General features: G+C 62.8%; 16 protein-coding genes. 10 read left to right on the top strand and 6 right to left on the bottom strand.

Annotated elements, in window-relative coordinates; all coding sequences use genetic code 11:
* Nucleotides 1-29 precede the first annotated feature (29 nt).
* Complete coding sequence (gene trxA, locus XM50_RS14685) at nt 30-353, top strand: thioredoxin TrxA (RefSeq protein ID WP_046410535.1); 324 nt, start codon at nt 30-32, stop codon at nt 351-353.
* A 52-nt stretch (nt 354-405) separates the two neighbouring features.
* On the opposite strand, the gene argJ is transcribed toward trxA, so the two are convergent.
* Nucleotides 406-1,632 carry a bifunctional glutamate N-acetyltransferase/amino-acid acetyltransferase ArgJ gene (gene argJ / locus XM50_RS14690; RefSeq protein WP_046410537.1) on the bottom strand — a complete coding sequence of 409 codons (1,227 nt, stop codon included), beginning with the start codon at nt 1,630-1,632 and terminating at the stop codon, nt 406-408.
* Between the two features lie 210 nt (nt 1,633-1,842).
* On the opposite strand from argJ, the gene XM50_RS20900 reads away from it, so the two are divergent.
* A complete protein-coding gene (locus XM50_RS20900; RefSeq protein ID WP_046411724.1) occupies nt 1,843-2,100 on the top strand; it encodes a hypothetical protein in 258 nt (85 codons plus the stop codon).
* Between the two features lie 93 nt (nt 2,101-2,193).
* A complete protein-coding gene (gene secA, locus XM50_RS14700; protein WP_046410539.1) occupies nt 2,194-4,929 on the top strand; it encodes a preprotein translocase subunit SecA in 2,736 nt (911 codons plus the stop codon).
* A gap of 121 nt (nt 4,930-5,050) precedes the next feature.
* Here secA and XM50_RS14705 read toward each other — a convergent pair whose 3' ends face one another.
* The 5 genes from XM50_RS14705 to XM50_RS14725 form a co-directional block, all read right to left on the bottom strand.
* On the bottom strand, nt 5,051-5,653 hold the full coding sequence (locus tag XM50_RS14705) for a CC0125/CC1285 family lipoprotein (RefSeq protein ID WP_186313943.1): 603 nt from the start codon (nt 5,651-5,653) through the stop codon (nt 5,051-5,053).
* A 130-nt stretch (nt 5,654-5,783) separates the two neighbouring features.
* The gene (locus tag XM50_RS14710; RefSeq protein WP_046410540.1) at nt 5,784-6,938 is read right to left on the bottom strand and encodes a glycosyltransferase family 4 protein; all 1,155 of its coding nucleotides are present in this window, start codon (nt 6,936-6,938) and stop codon (nt 5,784-5,786) included.
* 50 nt (nt 6,939-6,988) lie between these two features.
* Complete coding sequence (locus XM50_RS14715; protein ID WP_046410541.1) at nt 6,989-8,770, bottom strand: cation:proton antiporter domain-containing protein; 1,782 nt, start codon at nt 8,768-8,770, stop codon at nt 6,989-6,991.
* Nucleotides 8,771-8,800: 30 nt separating this feature from the next.
* The gene (gene opgC, locus XM50_RS14720) at nt 8,801-9,874 is read right to left on the bottom strand and encodes an OpgC domain-containing protein (protein WP_046410543.1); all 1,074 of its coding nucleotides are present in this window, start codon (nt 9,872-9,874) and stop codon (nt 8,801-8,803) included.
* Nucleotides 9,875-9,930: 56 nt separating this feature from the next.
* Nucleotides 9,931-11,151 (bottom strand): NADP-dependent isocitrate dehydrogenase, encoded by a 1,221-nt coding sequence (locus tag XM50_RS14725; RefSeq protein WP_046410545.1) that lies wholly within the window; start codon nt 11,149-11,151, stop codon nt 9,931-9,933.
* A 140-nt stretch (nt 11,152-11,291) separates the two neighbouring features.
* On the opposite strand from XM50_RS14725, the gene XM50_RS14730 reads away from it, so the two are divergent.
* The 7 genes from XM50_RS14730 (at nt 11,292) to XM50_RS14760 (ending at nt 17,602) form a co-directional block, all read left to right on the top strand.
* Nucleotides 11,292-12,026, top strand: a complete 735-nt coding sequence (locus tag XM50_RS14730) for a phosphatidylserine decarboxylase (RefSeq protein ID WP_046410547.1) — start codon at nt 11,292-11,294, stop codon at nt 12,024-12,026.
* Nucleotides 12,023-12,889 carry a CDP-alcohol phosphatidyltransferase family protein gene (locus XM50_RS14735; protein WP_046410549.1) on the top strand — a complete coding sequence of 289 codons (867 nt, stop codon included), beginning with the start codon at nt 12,023-12,025 and terminating at the stop codon, nt 12,887-12,889. Before XM50_RS14730 ends, XM50_RS14735 begins: the two co-directional genes overlap by 4 nt.
* Nucleotides 12,890-13,387: 498 nt before the next feature.
* Complete coding sequence (rpsB, locus tag XM50_RS14740; protein ID WP_046410551.1) at nt 13,388-14,194, top strand: 30S ribosomal protein S2; 807 nt, start codon at nt 13,388-13,390, stop codon at nt 14,192-14,194.
* Between the two features lie 162 nt (nt 14,195-14,356).
* Entirely contained in the window at nt 14,357-15,310 is a 954-nt protein-coding gene (tsf, locus tag XM50_RS14745; RefSeq protein ID WP_046410553.1) for a translation elongation factor Ts, read from the top strand.
* A gap of 211 nt (nt 15,311-15,521) precedes the next feature.
* The gene (gene pyrH / locus XM50_RS14750; protein ID WP_046410554.1) at nt 15,522-16,265 is read left to right on the top strand and encodes a UMP kinase; all 744 of its coding nucleotides are present in this window, start codon (nt 15,522-15,524) and stop codon (nt 16,263-16,265) included.
* Nucleotides 16,252-16,809: a ribosome recycling factor gene (gene frr / locus XM50_RS14755; RefSeq protein WP_046410555.1), complete on the top strand. Its 558-nt coding sequence runs from the start codon at nt 16,252-16,254 to the stop codon at nt 16,807-16,809. The genes pyrH and frr overlap by 14 nt, the downstream gene beginning before the upstream one ends.
* A 115-nt stretch (nt 16,810-16,924) precedes the next feature.
* On the top strand, nt 16,925-17,602 hold the full coding sequence (locus tag XM50_RS14760) for an isoprenyl transferase (RefSeq protein WP_269430574.1): 678 nt from the start codon (nt 16,925-16,927) through the stop codon (nt 17,600-17,602).
* Nucleotides 17,603-17,624 lie beyond the last annotated feature (22 nt).

Raw genomic sequence — 17,624 nt, forward strand, 5'->3', positions numbered from 1 at the left:
CTAAATGGAGCGCAAAGGAGATTTGAAGCATGGCCACGAAGAAGATCACGGACGACAGCTTCCACGCCGATGTCATCCAGTCGGACAAGCCGGTGCTGGTCGATTTCTGGGCGGAGTGGTGCGGCCCGTGCAAGATGATCGGCCCGAGCCTGGAGGAGATTTCCGAGGAGCTTGGCGAGCAGGTCACGATCGCGAAGATCAACATCGACGAAAACCCAGACGCACCGGGCCGCTACGGCGTGCGCGGTATTCCCACGATGATCCTGTTCAAGGGCGGCAACCCTGCGGCCACCAAGGTCGGTGCGGAGCCGAAGGGCCGGATCAAGGCCTGGCTCGAGGGTGAGCTCGCCTGATACTCAACTGGCGGCGACGATCCTTAGATGGGGCCGTCGCCGCCTTGATCTCCTAGCTGCGATAGTCAGCGTTGATGGAGATGTATCCGTGGGTCAGATCACACGTCCAGACGGTCGCGCGGCCCTCGCCCAGACCTAGTTCGACGCCGACAGTGACTTCACGGCCCTTCAGGTGAGCCGCCACTGGGGTTTCGTCGTAACCCTCGACCGCCAGACCGTCCTTTGCGACCTGCGTCGCGCCGAAGCGGATCGACAGACGGTCGCGTTCCGCTGGCTCGCCAGCCTTGCCAACGGCCATCACCACACGCCCCCAATTGGCGTCCTCCCCAGCGATGGCGGTCTTAACCAGCGGAGAGTTGGCGATCGACATGGCGATGCGGTAGGCTGAGCGGTCACTCTCCGCTCCCTCTACGGTTATCTCGATCAGCTTGGTTGCGCCCTCGCCATCGCGCACGACCAGATGCGCCAGTTGGTGGCACAGGTCCGCCAGCGCCGCGCGGAATGCGTCGGCGCCGGCACTCTCATCACCCGTCAAAGGCGCGTTCTTCGCGCGACCGGTCGCAAAAGCCAGCACGGTGTCGCTGGTGGACGTGTCGCCATCGACGGTGATGCAGGAAAAGGTACGGGCATTTGCGTCGGAAAGCGCGGCCTGCAGGAACGCGGCATCGACCGCTGCGTCGGTAAAGATGAACCCCAGCATGGTCGCCATGTCCGGCGCGATCATCCCCGATCCCTTGATCACGCCGACCAGTGTTACCGTCTTGCCGTCGACGATCGCCGTCGTCGTCGCTCCCTTCGTGAAGGTGTCTGTCGTCCCGATCGCTTCCGCGACGTCACGCCAACTGCACGGCTGGCTTGCAAAGGCAGCGTCGAGCCCAGCCTCAGCCTTGTCGATTGGCAGGGGAACGCCGATGACGCCCGTCGAGGCGACGAAAACGTCGGACGGTTTGCAATTCAGATGCGCGGCCGTGCGCGCGGCAATTGCCTCGACAGCCGCGCGCCCGCGCCCGCCGGTGAAGGCGTTGGAATTGCCGGCGTTCACCACCAGCGCCCGCGCTTCACCGAGGACAAGGGCGCTGCGACACCATTCCACCTCCGGCGACGGACATCTCGACTGGGTCACTACCCCGGCGACCGCCGTTCCTGGCTCCAGCGCGACAAAGGTGAGGTCGCAGCGATCCCATGTCTTGTATTGGGCGCGCGCAACATGCGGGATCGCACCTGCGATCACGGGCAACTCAGGGAAGGGCAGGGCGAGCGGAGAGACGGCGTAAGACATTCCTGCGCCATGCCGCGATCGGGGAAAAGAGTCATCACGGATGTTCCCGATCTCGCGCGATCGGCGCTGCAACGGCGGCAGTCGCGACCGCTAACGAACGCCGTGCACCGCCCGTGTTCGCCTGCCCTCTACGAAATCGCCGCCGGTCTCGGACGGCGCAGCGCGAATTTTGGGTTGGCCACATCGTTATGCCACCCTATGTCCCGGCGCGTGAACATCCTGCTGCTTCTCTCTGCGTTGCTGTCTGCGCTCACCGGCGTAAGCAACAGTGCGCGTGCGCAGGAGCAAGCACGTGCGGTGGCTGAGGGCTCGATTGCGGTTGCACGCACCGCCACCGCAACGCGCGTCGCCACTTGGCGTCCGCTCGCGGCATCGATCACGCTTGCCGAGGCGGCGAGGCTGACGGGCCGAGAGCCCCTTGTTCTTGCCCCGGGCGAGCCGGTCTTTGCGGGCCGCCGGCGCGAATAAGCCAGCGCGTCGTCCGGTCAGCCGGACCGCAATCGCTTTTCTCTGCGCGCGCCTTCGTGGCCGTCGCGCCGCTATGATATCAGGAACAGACCCATGTTCGGCAGCATCGCCAAATCGCTCTTCGGTTCGTCCAACGATCGCTACGTGCGCTCACTCAATCCCATTCTCGCCAAGATTGCGTCGTTCGAACCGACGCTGCAGGCGATGGATGATGCGACGCTCGCCAACCAGACGGCGCTCTTTCGCGAGCGCCTGGCGAACGGCGAAACGCTCGACAGTCTGCTGCCCGAGGCCTTTGCGACCGTCCGAGAAGCTGCGAGGCGCGTTCTTGGTCAGCGCCACTATGATGTGCAGATGATCGGCGGCATCGTGCTTCATCGCGGCGAGATCGCCGAAATGCGCACGGGTGAGGGCAAGACGCTGGTGGCGACGCTCGCGACCTATCTGAATGCGCTGCCAGGAAAGGGCGTTCACGTCATCACCGTCAACGACTATCTCGCCGCGCGTGACGCGGACTGGATGGGACGTGTCTATCGCTTCCTTGGCCTCACGGTGGGCGTGATCGTTCCGAACCTTTCGGATGATGAACGCCGTGCCGCCTATGCTGCCGATATCACCTACGGCACGAACAATGAGTTCGGCTTCGATTACCTGCGCGACAACATGAAATATGATCGCGCGTCGATGGTGCAGCGGCCGTTCGCCATGGCCATCGTCGACGAGGTCGACTCGGTGCTGATCGACGAAGCCCGCACGCCGCTGATCATCTCGGGCCCGACGGACGACAAAAGCGAACTGTACATCGCGGTTGATGCCGTGGTGAAGCAGATCACGCCGGACGATTACGAAAAGGACGAGAAGCAAAAGACGATCGTTCTGACGGAAGAAGGCACCGAGCGGGTCGAGCGATTGCTGGAGGCGGCCGGTCTTCTAGAGGGCGCGAACCTCTACGACTTCGAAAATACGCAGGTGGTGCACCACCTGAACCAGTCGCTTCGTGCGAACGTCATGTTCAAGCGGGACATCGACTATATCGTCAAGGACGGGAAGGTGATCATCATCGATGAATTCACCGGCCGCATGATGGACGGGCGCCGCTGGTCCGATGGCCTGCACCAAGCGGTCGAGGCGAAGGAGGGGGTTCAGATCGAGCCTGAGAACCAGACCATGGCCTCGATCACCTTCCAGAACTATTTCCGCATGTACCCGAAGCTTGCCGGCATGACCGGCACGGCGGCCACCGAAGCTGCCGAGTTCTTCGACATCTACAAGATGAACGTCGTCACCATCCCGACGAACAATCCCATTCGCCGCGTCGACGAAGAAGATGAGTTCTACAAGGACACGCACGACAAGTTCCGCGCCATCGCCAAGCGGATCCGCCAGCATGCAGAGAAGGGGCAGCCGGTTCTCGTCGGCACCGTGTCGATCGAGAAGTCGGAGATGCTCAGCGAGTTCCTGAAGCAGGAAGGCGTTGACCATTCCGTCCTGAATGCCCGGTACCACGAACAGGAAGCGCACATCGTCGCGCAGGCGGGCCGACTGGGCGCGGTGACGATCGCGACCAACATGGCCGGCCGCGGTACCGACATTCAGCTCGGCGGTAACCTGGAATTCCGCGTGGAGGACGAACTCGCTGGCATGCCGGAGGGGCCGGACCGTGACGCCGCAATAGAACAGATCCGGGCGGAAATCGCGGCTGAAAAGGCGAAGGTGCTGGAAGCGGGCGGCCTCTTCGTGCTAGGTACAGAGCGTCACGAAAGTCGGCGTATCGACAATCAGCTGCGCGGTCGTTCGGGCCGGCAGGGCGATCCCGGCCTCAGCCGCTTCTATCTCAGCCTGGACGACGATCTGCTGCGTATCTTCGGACCCGACACGCTATTCGCGCGCATGATGCGCAGCAATATCGAGGACGGCGAGGCGATCGGCAGCAAGTGGCTGACGAAGGCAATCGAGACAGCGCAGAAGAAGGTCGAGGCGCGCAACTACGACATCCGCAAGCAGGTCGTCGAATATGACGACGTGATGAACGACCAGCGCAAGGTCATTTACGAGCAGCGTGCTGACATCATGGATGCCGAGACCGTCGGTGACGTCGTAACCGACATGCGCGCGGAAACGGTCAATGCGATCGTGGGCGATGCGTGCCCGGTTGGCTCCTATCCGGAGCAGTGGGATGTTGAGGGGATGAAGGACAGGCTTGCCGAGATCCTGAACCTCACGCCGCGCATCGACGATTGGCTCGGCGAGGACGCGGTCGATCCGGAAATGATCACGGAGCGTGTGCAGGCTGAGGCGGACGCGATGGTGGCGGCCAAGGCGGCAGAGCTTGAGCCGGAAACCTGGACTCAGGTCGAGAAGTCGATCCTGCTCCAGAACCTCGATCATCATTGGAAGGAGCATCTCGCGACGCTGGACGCGTTGCGTCAGGTGGTTCACCTGCGTGCCTATGCGCAGAAGACGCCGATCAACGAGTACAAGCAGGAAGCCTTCGCGCTGTTCCAGCGGATGCTGGATGCCATTCGCGAGGACGTGACGAAGACGATCGCGCATGCCCAGTTCCAGCTGCAGGCGCCGCCGCCGCTGCCGGATCTTCCGGACTTCATTACGACCCACTTCGACCCGTTCTCCGGTGAGGACAATTCGGCGGACGTGGATGCGGGCACGCTGGGCCTAATTCAGACGCAGGTGCCGCCGATGCAGATCCCGCAGCCTACCGGCGTCGAGGTTGGCGAGGACCCGGAGAGCTGGAAGGGCGTGGTCAGCCGCAATTCGCCGTGCCCGTGCGGCTCCGGGCGCAAGTACAAGCACTGCCACGGCGCGGTTTGAGCCTGGCTCGCGGGCGGACCGTTCCAGATCTCGCCCGCACCTCGCTATTTCTGCCGGCAGGTACGAAAGGGGCTTCGTCACCTTAGTGACGAAGCCCCTTCTGTTTTGTGTGGATCTCAGGTCAGCGGCGGCGCTGCTCGGGCAAACGGATCGTTGGCCCCAGCCGTTCGACGACATCCCGTGCGTTGAAAGCTCGCACCTCGCCACTTGGCGGTGCGCCCTTGCCCATCACGATCTCGGCCGATGCCTCGTAGCGGTCAACTGTCCGTACATCGAAGTCATTGAAGCCGCCGCCCCACGGGCCCCAGCCGCCCCAGCCGCCCCAGGGACGACCGTAGAAGCGCCATGAGGGGCCCCAATAGCCACCCCAGCCGCCATAGCCCCAACCCGGGCCGAAGCCAGCGCCCGGCGTCGCATAGGTACGTGCCTGGCGATCGGTCTGGCGATCAACCGTGATGAAATAGTCATAGCCGTTCTGCAGCGTCAGCTCGGCAGCACGATAAAGGAGATAGCGCTCCACCGTGTCACGATCGGTGACCGTGTTCCCGGCAAAGGTGACGAGAAAGCGATTGGCCTCGATCCGCTGATCGCTGAAGCCGGTACGATTGAAACCCTGACCGGTGGCAGGGCGATACGGCGTCTCGGTCGCGCAACCTGCCACCAGCAACGCGCCGGAAGCGGCCGCCGCCAGGAAAAGGCTACGACCGGTACGGTTCATGCTCATTGTGTCATCTCCGATACCCGCCAGATCGGCGGAAGCTGACCTCAGCCTAAATAATAAACCCGGAACGAGCGATGAACGGATTGGCTCCGATAAGCCTCGTTTCGTCGCACGGCAGTCACATCTGTCCGTCTCAGGGGCGGCTTCGTTCCTCCAGCACCTGAAGGTAGGCCGACAGCACCGCTTCGTTGATCATTTCCCAACGATATCCGGCGGCCTTGGTGGTTCCGTTGCGTCCCATCCGCAACCGCGCATCGCGGGACGCGACAAGCTCGGCAATCGCGTCCGCATAGCCGGGTACGTCGCGCGGCTCGACTAACCGACCGGTCTCGCCTTCGTCCACCAGCCCAACCGCGCCTGATGCACGCGCCGCAACAACAGGAACCCCGGCAGCCATCGCCTCCAGCGTGACGTTGCCAAAGGTCTCGGTAACGCTTGGGTTGAAGAAGACGTCCATCGACGCAACTGCGCGGCCCAGATCATCGCCGGACTGAAAGCCGGCAAATGCCGCGTCCGGAACCTGCTCCGCAAACCAATCACGCGCCGGGCCTTCTCCGATCACCAGCACGCGATGGCGCACATTGCGTTGCCGTAACTCGCCGACGACATTGGCGAAGATGTCGAGACCCTTTTCCTTGACCAGTCGCCCGAGGAACCCGACCGCCACCTCGTCATCGCCGATGCCAAGGTGCCGGCGCCAGGCGAGATCACGGCGGGCAGGGGAGAAGCGATCGTGATTAACACCGCGCGACCAAACGGCAGTCGGCGTACGCACCCCCCAGGTTTGCAGGATTTCGCCCAGCAGAAGCCCCGGCACCAGCACGCGTTCCGCCCGATTGTAGAAGCGCGTGAGGAGCCGCTCGACCATCGGCTCAAGGAAGCCAAGACCATAGTAGCGCGGGTACGTTTCGAAACGAGTGTGGAGCGATGCCACGCGTGCTATTCCGTTCCGCCGCGCGTAGCTGATCGCGCGATGCCCCAGGATATCAGGCGCAGATACGTGGATCAGATTGGGCGCGAACGCCTTCAGGTCACGTCGCACCTGGGCCGGAAGGCCGCGTGCAAGCCGATACTCACCGCGTTCACCCGGCAGTGGCAATGCCGGCACATCGACGAGATCGCCGGTGGGAGGGAAGGCCGGTTGGTCCACGGTTGGCGAATAGACGCGCACCTGAGCGCCCCGCGAGAGCAGGTGGCCAACCAGAAGATTGAGCGCCTGGTTGGCGCCATCACGGGTGTAGTTGTAATTGCCGCTGAAGAGCGCGACACGAAGGTCCGACGGCTGCATGATGGCGCGCCGCTACCGCTCGATTGCGGCGATCACGGGGCAAAGGTTTATTATCCGCTGAGGCTCCGTAGATCCGACAAGCGGGGAAGGCGGCGAATGCGCGGCTCCCGGCTGAGCTCCGCCTGTTCTCGGATCGATTGCCGCAGCTCATCCCGCTTCTCATGGATCGATGCGATCACGGGTCCCATGGCGACACCAAGGTCGACGAGGACAGCCTCCGACAATTGGAGCGAGCTTTCGAGCGTCTCCGGCACCGCATCGGTTACGCCAGCACGATAGAGCTCGGCGGCATGCGCTGCGTCACGGGCCCGGGCGATGATGGGAAGGTCGGGTGCCAGCGCACGAATCCTGCGCGCCAGTCGAACAGATAAGGGCGGATCATCCATGGTTAGGATGAGCGCGCGTACATTGGGCAGGTCCAGCCGGTCGACGAACTGCGAGCGAACAACGTCGCCGAATATTATGGGATGGCCGGCCGCGCGCCCGGCCTTCACCGCATCGATGTTGGCCTCTACGGCCAAGTACGGTTGATCGTGGACCGCCAGGAGCTCTGCGACGAGCTGCCCGACGCGACCAAAGCCGATGATTATCGCCCGTTTGCCATCCTGGGGCGGCTCGTCGAGCGTCTCTCCCCGGCCTTCGATACGACGTGAAATGACGCGTCCGGCAAAGGCGAGAAGGGGTGTGATGGTCAAGCCAATCGCCGTCACCGTTTGCCAGAACGCCGCCGTGGAAAGCTGGATAAGCTGGGCCTGCGCTGCCGTCGCAAGTACGATCAGCGTCGTTTCGGAAGGACTGCCCATCAGGAGCCCAGTCTCTGCAGCGACACCACGACCCACGTTGGCCACGCGAAGGAGCAAATAGGTGACGATCGCCTTGATCGTGACCACCGCTGCCACCGCAAGCAGAAGCTCATCCCAATTCTGGGTGATCAATCGCAGGTCTAGACTCATTCCTACCGTGATCAGAAAAACGCCCAGAGCCAGCCCCTTGAACGGCGCCGTTATGACTTCGACTTCAGTATGATATTCGGTCTCGGCGATCAGCAAGCCGGCGAGAAGCGCCCCAACGATGGGCGAGAGGCCGGCCGCAGTGGTCGCGACACTGGCGACGATCACCACCAACAGGGATGCCGCGAGGAAGAGCTCAGGGCTTTTTGTTCGGGCGGCCTGACCGAACAATCGCGGCAGGATCAGGCGCCCGGCAACGTACATCGCCACCACGGTCAGCCCGCCCCTCAGGGCAACCATCCCGATGTTCACCCACCCGCCTTCACCCGCCGAGGGCGCCAGTGCACCGAGCGCGAAGATGATGGGAACGAGCGCCAAATCCTCGAACAAAAGCATGGCGAAGGCGCCCCGTCCGACCGCGCTGACAGATCCGACTAGTGGCAAGACGAGCGCGGTGGAGGAAAGCGCTAGTGCGAGACCCAGCCCGATTGCACCAGGCCAGCTTTGCCCGACATAATGAAGCGTAATGCCGACGATGAGCGCAGAGCCCAGCAATTCGGCCGGGCCGATTCCAAAGACAAGCCGCCGCATAGCCCATAAGCGCCGGAACGACAGCTCCAACCCGATCGAGAACAGCAGCAGAATAATTCCGAATTCAGCAAAGGGCCTGACGAACTCGGGGTCGGAAATCGTCACATAATAAAGCCAGGGTGCGCGATCAATCTGGGTCCCAAGACCGGCTGGTCCGACCAACAGCCCGACCAGGATGAAGCCGATAACCGGGCTGATCTTGAATCTGGCGAAGGCCGGGATCACCAATCCCGCCGCCCCTAGAACTACCAGCGCGTCAGAGAAGCCGGGATTGTCGAGACCTATTGCCATGACGCATTGTGCAGACTGCGTCCCGGCTTGTCAGCAGCCGTGTTTCACCGCCTTCTTTCGCGACTCACGCATGTTCGCCACGGCAAGCGTTATCGCCAATCCCCCCAGGACGGCGGCATAGTACAGGATAAGACCCCCGCCTAAGCGCTCCCACAACAGTCCCAGCACATAGGTGGCGAGCAGGCCTGCGGCAAAACAATCCAGGCTGTGGCGGCCGATCAGCGCCATTGATCGCAAAGGAGCCGACTGGAGAAAGCGGCGGGCAACCGAAAGCAGGCTGGCATATAGCAGCAGCATGAGGATCGTGTGGCTCAGGCGCAGGAGGTTGAGACCATAGCGGCCGGTGAACCACTCTGGCCGGGCCACATCGTCGGCCCTCGCGACCGCGCCGACCGCGAACACCCCCAACAGCAGCGCCAAGATCCGCCAGTTGCCATCGAGCCATCTGAACAAGGGCATGTGAACGCGCCACGCACCGAGCACCATCGCCCCGAAGAACAGGAGCTGCCAACTCATCAGCTTCAGAATGCCGTCATCATTATGGCTCGGATCGGCAGACACGTGCCGGATCGTCAGCACCTGCGCCACCAGGTAAATGGCGATCGAAGCCATCAGGAGCAGCCGCGGCGAGCGACGATGAAGCGCGATTGCGAACGGCGCGATGAGCATCAGCGTGACATATAGCAGCAGAATGTCGAGTAGCCGCGGCGCCTTCTGCAAGGTCATGAATTGCAGCGTCGCCTGCAGCGGATCAGCGAGGAACGGCCCCAGCCGCCAGAAGCGCAGTTCCGCTGGAGACATGAATAGGGCCAGCGGGAGAACGAGCCCGAGGAGTGCGAGGTTGTACAGCCACAGCGTTCCTGCGCGCCGGATGACTGCCCGCGCGGCACTGGCACGCGCGAGATAGACCAGGCCCACCATATAGCCGGACATCACCACGAACAGCTCGGCTGCGGTGGAATAGCCGTATCGGGTCGGTGTAGGGATCAACCACGCGGTGAGGCCGTCGGCTTCGACAACCTGGCTCAGGTGATTAATCAGTATGGTGATGAGCGCCCATCCACGAAGGATATCGATCCGCTCTTCACGGAGGATAGGCTGCAACGATGAAGGCCCCGGCAACGTGCCGGGGCCTTTCACTGTCGATGACTTATGCAGGCTTATGCCCAGGTCGCCATCTTGTTCTCGAGGTTGACGCGAACAGCTTCAAAGAACTGCTCGGTGGTCATCCACTTCTGATCCGGGCCGATCAGGATCGCGAGATCCTTGGTCATGTCGCCGTTCTCGACCGTCTCGATGCAGACCTGCTCGAGCGTCTCGGCAAAGCGGGTGACATCAGGCGTTCCGTCGAACTTGCCGCGGAACTTGAGACCGCCCGTCCAGGCGAAGATCGACGCGATGGGATTGGTCGACGTCGCCTTGCCCTGCTGGTGTTGGCGGTAGTGGCGCGTGACGGTGCCGTGCGCGGCCTCCGCCTCGATCGTCTTGCCATCGGGCGTCATCAGCACAGAGGTCATCAGGCCCAGCGAGCCAAAGCCCTGCGCGACCTGGTCGGACTGCACGTCGCCGTCGTAGTTCTTGCAGGCCCAGACGAACTCGCCGTTCCACTTCAGTGCCGACGCGACCATGTCGTCAATCAGGCGGTGCTCGTAGGTGATGCCCAGTTCCTTGAACTTCTCAACAAACTCGGCCTCATAGATCTCGGCAAAGATGTCCTTGAAGCGGCCGTCATAAGCCTTGAGGATGGTGTTCTTGGTCGACAGGTACACCGGCCAGTTGCGGTTGATGCCGTAGTTCAGCGACGCGCGAGCGAAATCACGGATCGACTCGTCAAGGTTGTACATGCCCATCGCGACGCCGGCGCCCGGGAAGTCGAACACTTCATGCTCGATCTCCTGGCCGTCCTCGCCAGTCCACTTCATCGTGAGTTTGCCCGCGCCCGGCACCTTGAAGTCGGTCGCGCGATACTGGTCGCCGAATGCGTGACGACCCACCACGATCGGGTGCGTCCAGCCCGGGATCAGGCGGGGAACGTTCTTGATCACGATCGGCTCACGGAAAACAACGCCGCCCAGAATGTTGCGGATCGTGCCGTTCGGCGACTTCCACATCTTCTTCAGGCCGAACTCCTCGACGCGCGCCTCGTCGGGGGTGATGGTGGCGCATTTAACGCCAACGCCGTACTTCTGGATTGCCTTGGCGCTGTCGACCGTCACCTTGTCGTCGGTGGCGTCCCGATGCTCCATCCCAAGGTCGTAATAATCGAGCTCGATGTCGAGGTACGGCTTGATCAGGCGTTCGCGGATCCATTCCCAGATAATTCGCGTCATTTCGTCGCCGTCGATCTCCACGACGGGCGTTTTTACCTTGATCTTCGCCATTGTCCGTATCCTTTGAAGGGGAGGGTTTGGCGCGGTCGATAAGGGTAAGGAGGCGGGGGATCAACCGCCAGGGTTGTCAACCGCGCGACCTGCCCGCCGAGTGCGTTGTGCCCTGCGGCCGCCAGGGCTACACGGATGATATGCCGTCCTTACCAAAGCCCGAAGAGCAGGGTCTGCCTGTCACCACCACCGTCAGATGGCGCTTCCCCGCCATCCATCCCGAAGGTCAGAAGTTCACCGCGATCGCGTTCGGCATCACGCTGTTGATGACGATCGTCCACAACATCTTCTTCTGGCCGCTGTTCGGCCTTACCGTGTGGGTAGCGGCCTTCTTTCGCGATCCCATCCGCACCACGCCGCGCGGGGAAGACCTGATCGTGTCACCGGCGGATGGCCTGGTGACGATGATTGCCGAGGTGCCGGTACCGCGTGAATTGATCGGTGAGTTGGGCGCTGAGCGCCTCACGCGCGTTTCGGTGTTCATGAGTGTATTCGACGTTCACATCAATCGCGCACCGATTGCGGGTACGATCCGGCAAGTGGTTTATATTTCGGGCAAGTTCCTGAACGCCGACTTGGACAAGGCTTCGGAAGACAATGAGCGCCAGCATTTCGTCGTAGAAGGGCATGATGGCCGCAAGGTCGCCTTCACCCAGATCGCCGGGCTGGTGGCGCGCCGGATCATGGGCTTCGTCAAAGTAGGCGACATGGTGGCAGCCGGTCAGCGCATTGGGCTGATCCGCTTCGGCAGCCGCGTCGACGTCTACCTGCCTGCGGGTTATTCACCCCAGGTCGCCCTTGGGCAGCGTGCGATTGCAGGCGAGACTGTGCTAGCGCGTGCGGGCGCAATTCCTGTTTCGGGTGTGACGCAATGAGGCGGCCGGTTCGCCCCCGTCGGGGAATTCCGCTTCGCGCGGTGGCGCCGAACGCGATCACTGCCCTGGCGCTGTGCTCCGGGCTCAGCGGGGTGCAGTTCGCGATCAAGGCGCGGATGATGGAGAATGATCTGCTGCTCCAGCGCGGCGCGGAATACGCCGCCCTGCACGATCGCATCGGCACTCACTGGCAGCTTGCGGTCATGTTCGTCCTGATCGCAGGTCTCCTCGATGGCATCGATGGGCGGATTGCGCGGCTTCTTCATGGACAGAGCCGCTTCGGAGCAGAACTGGATTCGCTGGCTGATGCCATCTCCTTTGGCGTCTCGCCCGCGCTGATCCTCTATCTCTGGTCGCTGTCGTCCCTGCCGCGCTTCGGCTGGATCGCCGCGCTGATGCTGGCGGTGTTTGCCGCATTGCGGCTCGCCCGATTCAATGCGGCGATCGACTCTGACGAGCAGCCGCACAAATCCGCAGGCTTTCTGACAGGTGTTCCTGCGCCCGCTGGAGCTGGCCTTGCCCTATTGCCCATGTTCCTGTGGTTCTGGACCGATGAGCCGCTTCTACGCTCATCCTATGTTGTCGCACCCTGGACCGCATTCGCCGCGATCCTGATGGTGTCCAGCATCGCAACCTGGTCATGGGGATCGCTCCGGCTTCGTCGCAACATCCGGTTCGAGGCATTGGCGGTGGTGGTAATCATCGCCGCGGCGGCCGTTACGGCGCCTTGGCACACCGTCAGTGCGATCAGCATTGCCTATCTACTGGCGATCCCATTCAGCATCGCAGCTTATGGCAAGGTCAAGCGGCTGCGCGCGAAGACGAGGGTGACGAGCGTACAGGGGTTGCCGCCCATCGCCTGACGGCAATCCGCTGCTCCGCGCGCACCAGCGTAGCAAGTGGATGGCGATGGGCCGGCTGACCACGCAAGGCTCCAATGATACGGTCCATTCGCGGCGCAATCGTCACTACAAGCGCGTAGATCGACACTCCCAACGTTCCGGCAAAGACAGCGAAACTCAGTACCGTTACCATTGCTCGCCTCCAACTCGACTTGCGAACCGTGGGCCATAAACCGCTGGAAACACGCCTCGTTCCGATCCTAGTCCGCCACGGGACAACAATTGGACCAACGAAGCGCTCGTTTCATCTCGGGCCGCCGTTGCGTTCACTCTATGTTCAACACGCTTGTTCCACTCCTGTTCTACTTCGTCAAGTGGACATTGCCCTTGCATCTTCCGGCCTTTGGCGCTAACCGCGCGGCCTCAACTCCGCATGGGAAGCATCAAACCACCGGTGTGCCGGCCTTTCAGGCTCGCACCAGCCGCTTCCCAGAGGCCTAACCGGAAGGAAGAATGATCATGGCGGCACCTGTCGTCTCGATGCAGCAACTCATTGAAACCGGCGCGCACTTCGGCCACCAGACTCACCGCTGGAACCCGAAGATGAAGCCGTATCTGTTCGGCGATCGCAACGGCGTTCACATCATCGACCTGTCGCAGACGGTGCCGCTTTTCGCACGCGCGCTGGAGTTCATCAGCTCGACCGTCGCGTCGGGTGGCAAGGTTCTGTTCGTCGGCACCAAGCGCCAGGCGCAGGAGCCGGTCGCAGAAGCAGCGCGCCGCTCGGGTCAGCATTTCGTCAACCATCGCTGGCTGGGGGGCATGCTCACCAACTGGAAGACGATTTCTAACTCGATCAAGCGCTTGAAGGCGCTCGAAGAGCAGCTGTCGGGCGACACGCATGGCCTGACCAAGAAGGAAGTGCTGCAACTCACCCGTGAGCGCGACAAGCTCGAAATGAGCCTGGGTGGCATTCGCGACATGGGCGGCATTCCCGACATCATGTTCGTGATCGACGCGAACAAGGAAGAGCTGGCGATCAAGGAAGCCAACACGCTGGGTATCCCGGTGGTGGCGATCCTCGACTCGAACGTCTCGCCTGACGGCATTGCCTTCCCGGTTCCCGCCAATGACGACGCTGCGCGCGCCATCCGTCTGTATTGCGAGGCAGTGGCGATCGCCGCGACCCGCGGCAACGCGGAGCAGCAGCGCCGTGGTGGTGCGGACCTGGGCGCCATGGCTGAGCCGCCGGCCGAGGAATCGCTGGGCAGCGATCCGGTCGTGCCTGCCGCTGCCACCGAAGAGTCGCGCCAGATCGACGCATAAGCGTCAGCTTCGGCAAGCTTTTCACCGTTCGTGCCGGGCTTGTCGGGGCACCATCCTTCCTTCGCTGTGCGGCGCAGATAGATGGCACTTCGACAGGTCCGGACGAACGGGTTTTCATATGAGCTGATCCTGCCGACGGGATCGATAAAGAGGACTAGGACGATGGCCGATATCACGGCAGCAATGGTCAAGGAGCTGCGCGAAAAGAGCGGCGCCGGCATGATGGACTGCAAGAAGGCGCTCAACGAGACCGGCGGCGACATGGACGCGGCGATGGACTGGCTGCGCACCAAGGGCCTCGCCGCAGCGGCGAAGAAGTCCAGCCGGACGGCAGCCGAAGGTCTGGTCGGAATCGCGGTTCGTGGCACCAAGGGCGCTGCGGTCGAGGTGAACTCGGAGACGGACTTCGTCGCCAAGAACGACCAGTTCCAGCAGTTCGTCCGCGAAGTGACGGAAATCGCGCTAGCGACCGGCGGCGACGTCGAGGCGCTCAAGGGCGAGAAGATGCCGAGCGGCAAGACGGTCGACGAGGTTCTGACGAACAACGTCGCGACCATCGGCGAGAATCAGTCGCTTCGTCGCGCAAAGACGCTCGAAGTGTCGAAGGGCGCTGTCGTCGGCTACGTCCACAATCAGCAGGCACCTGGCCTGGGCAAGATCGGCGTGCTCGTCGCGCTGGAGAGCGAAGCGGCCCATGACGTCCTTCAGGCTCTCGGCAAGCAGCTGGCGATGCACGTCGCCGCCGCTTTCCCGAAGGCGCTGAACGAAGAGGATCTCGACGAGGCGGAAATCGAACGCGAGCGCGCCATCGCGGCCGAGAAGGCAGGCGAGAGCGGCAAGCCGGCCGACATCATCGCCAAGATGGTGGAAGGCTCGATCGCCAAGTACCGCAAGGAGCACGCGCTGGTCAGCCAGCTGTTCGTGATGGACGGCAAGACCAAGATCAGCGACGTCGTGGCAAAGGCTGGAAAGGACGCCGGCACCCCGATCGTGCTGAAGGACTATGTCCGCTTCCAGCTTGGTGAAGGCATCGAGAAGGAAGCATCTGACTTCGCTGCCGAAGTCGCTGCAGCCTCGGGTGTGCCGCAGAGCAAGCAGGCCGAACCGGCCGCCTGATAGCGCGATCTGACGGCCGTTCCGCTGAAAAGCGAGTGAACGGCCATCATTCGGGTTCGCCCGCCGCTGGCTTGCTCTCATGGAGCAGGCGGCGGCGGGCGGCCCGATTTTCGTTTCCGCCGTCACCACTCTCGCCAGCGACACAGTGGTTGCGAGCCTGCAATCGCATCCCTAAGGTCCGCTCCGCTCTTCCCAAGTCACATCGGAACCCATGACCAGTCCCACGTACAAGCGTATCCTCCTGAAACTCTCGGGTGAGGTGTTGATGGGGCCGGACGGGGTGTCCATCGATCCGACGGTGACGGCCCGGGTTGCCGAGGAAATCGCTGACGTGAAGGCGGAAGGGTATGAGCTGTGCGTCGTCGTTGGCGGCGGCAACATCTTCCGGGGGCTTGCCGCGGCAGCGCAAGGGTTCGAGCGCGCAACGGCTGATTATATGGGCATGCTTGCTACGGTCATGAATGCCCTCGCGGTGCAGAACGCCCTTGAGCAGATCGGTGTCGACACCCGCGTGCAATCGGCGATCCCGATGCAGTCAGTGTGCGAGCCCTTCATCCGGCGACGCGCCGTTCGCCACCTGGAGAAGAACCGGGTTGTGATCTTCGCCGCCGGTGTTGGGTCGCCCTTCTTCACTACCGACAGCGGCGCCGCCCTGCGCGCTGCCGAGATGAACTGCGATGCTCTCTTCAAGGGTACCAGCGTCGACGGCATTTACGATGCGGATCCCAAGAAGGTCGCCGGCGCATCGCGGTACGAGACGATCTCGTACAACAATGTCTTGTCCAAGAACCTGAAGGTGATGGACGCTAGCGCGGTCGCCTTGTGCCGCGATTCCAACATTCCGATCGTCGTGTTCAATATCCGGGAGCATGGCAATTTCGCTGCCGTGCTGCGAGGTGAGGGCGTATCGACGATCGTCACCAACGAACAGGAGATGATCGATGCCCGCGTATAACAAGGCGGACCTCGAGCGCCGCATGGCCGGTGCCGTTGAAGCCCTGAAGAGCGATCTGGCAGGTCTTCGCACTGGGCGTGCGTCCACCGCTTTGCTCGACCCTGTGACGGTCGAGGTCTACGGTTCGCACATGCCGCTGAACCAGGTGGCCACCGTGTCGGTGCCCGAACCCCGGATGCTCAGCGTGCAGGTGTGGGACAAGAGCAACGTCGGTCCCGTTGAAAAGGCGATCCGTTCGGCTGGCCTTGGCCTCAACCCGATCAACGATGGCACCACGCTGCGCCTGCCGATCCCCGACCTTACCGAAGAACGCCGCAAGGAACTCGCCAAGCTGGCCGGCTCTTACTCGGAGAAGGCCAAGGTTGCCGTGCGCAACGTCCGCCGCGACGGCATGGACAACCTGAAGACGGACGAGAAGAAGGGCGTCTTCGGGGAGGACGAGCGCAAGCGACACGAGACTGAGGTGCAGAAGCTGACAGACGCGACGATCGCCGAGATCGATGTGGCGGCGAGCGCGAAGGAAAAGGAAATCCTCGGAAAGTGACGGGCCTGCAGCGTCTGCTGTTGGGGGCGTGCAGGGGGCATGCCTCTGCCGCCCGAGCGTCGGGGACGTCGCGGTGAGCGTCGCGCCTGTCCTCGCGAGCGGAAGGACGGCTCCGTTGCCGCGCCACGTTGCCATCATCATGGATGGCAATGGCCGTTGGGCGAAGAAGCGGCTTCTGCCGCGTGCTGCCGGCCACAAGGCAGGGGTCGAGGCCGTGCGCCGTGTGACTCGCCATGCTCGTGCGATCGGCATCGAGGCGCTGACCATCTACGCCTTCTCGTCGGAGAACTGGCGACGGCCGGCTGAAGAGGTGGGCGACCTCATGGGTCTGCTCAGGCTGTTCATCCGCAGTGATCTCGCCGAGCTGATCCGCGAGAATGTGCGGCTGAAAATCCTGGGTGATTACCGCAAATTTCCCAGCGACGTGGTTGCATTGATCGACGACGCCGTCGCGCGCTGCAAGGCGAACACTGGCCCCGTGCTAGCGATTGCGCTCAATTATGGTGCGCAGGCAGAACTGGTGCGCGCCGCACGCCGCCTGGCGGAACACAAGGCTCCTGAAGAGATTGACGCAGCCGCGATCGAGGCGGAGTTGGAAACCCGCGACCTTCCACCACTCGACCTGCTGATCCGGACGTCCGGCGAGCATCGGCTGTCCAATTTCCTGCTGTGGCAGGCGGCCTATGCCGAGCTGCTGTTCGTGGACACGCTCTGGCCCGATTTCGGCCCGGCCGATCTGGACGCGGCCGTCGCCGCCTTCGGCAATCGGCAGCGGCGGTTTGGCGGGTTGTGACGACCCCCGACGCGAAGCTGCG

It is taken from the genome of Sphingomonas sp. Ag1, from assembly GCF_000980895.1.
Taxonomy (GTDB): domain Bacteria; phylum Pseudomonadota; class Alphaproteobacteria; order Sphingomonadales; family Sphingomonadaceae; genus Sphingomonas; species Sphingomonas panaciterrae.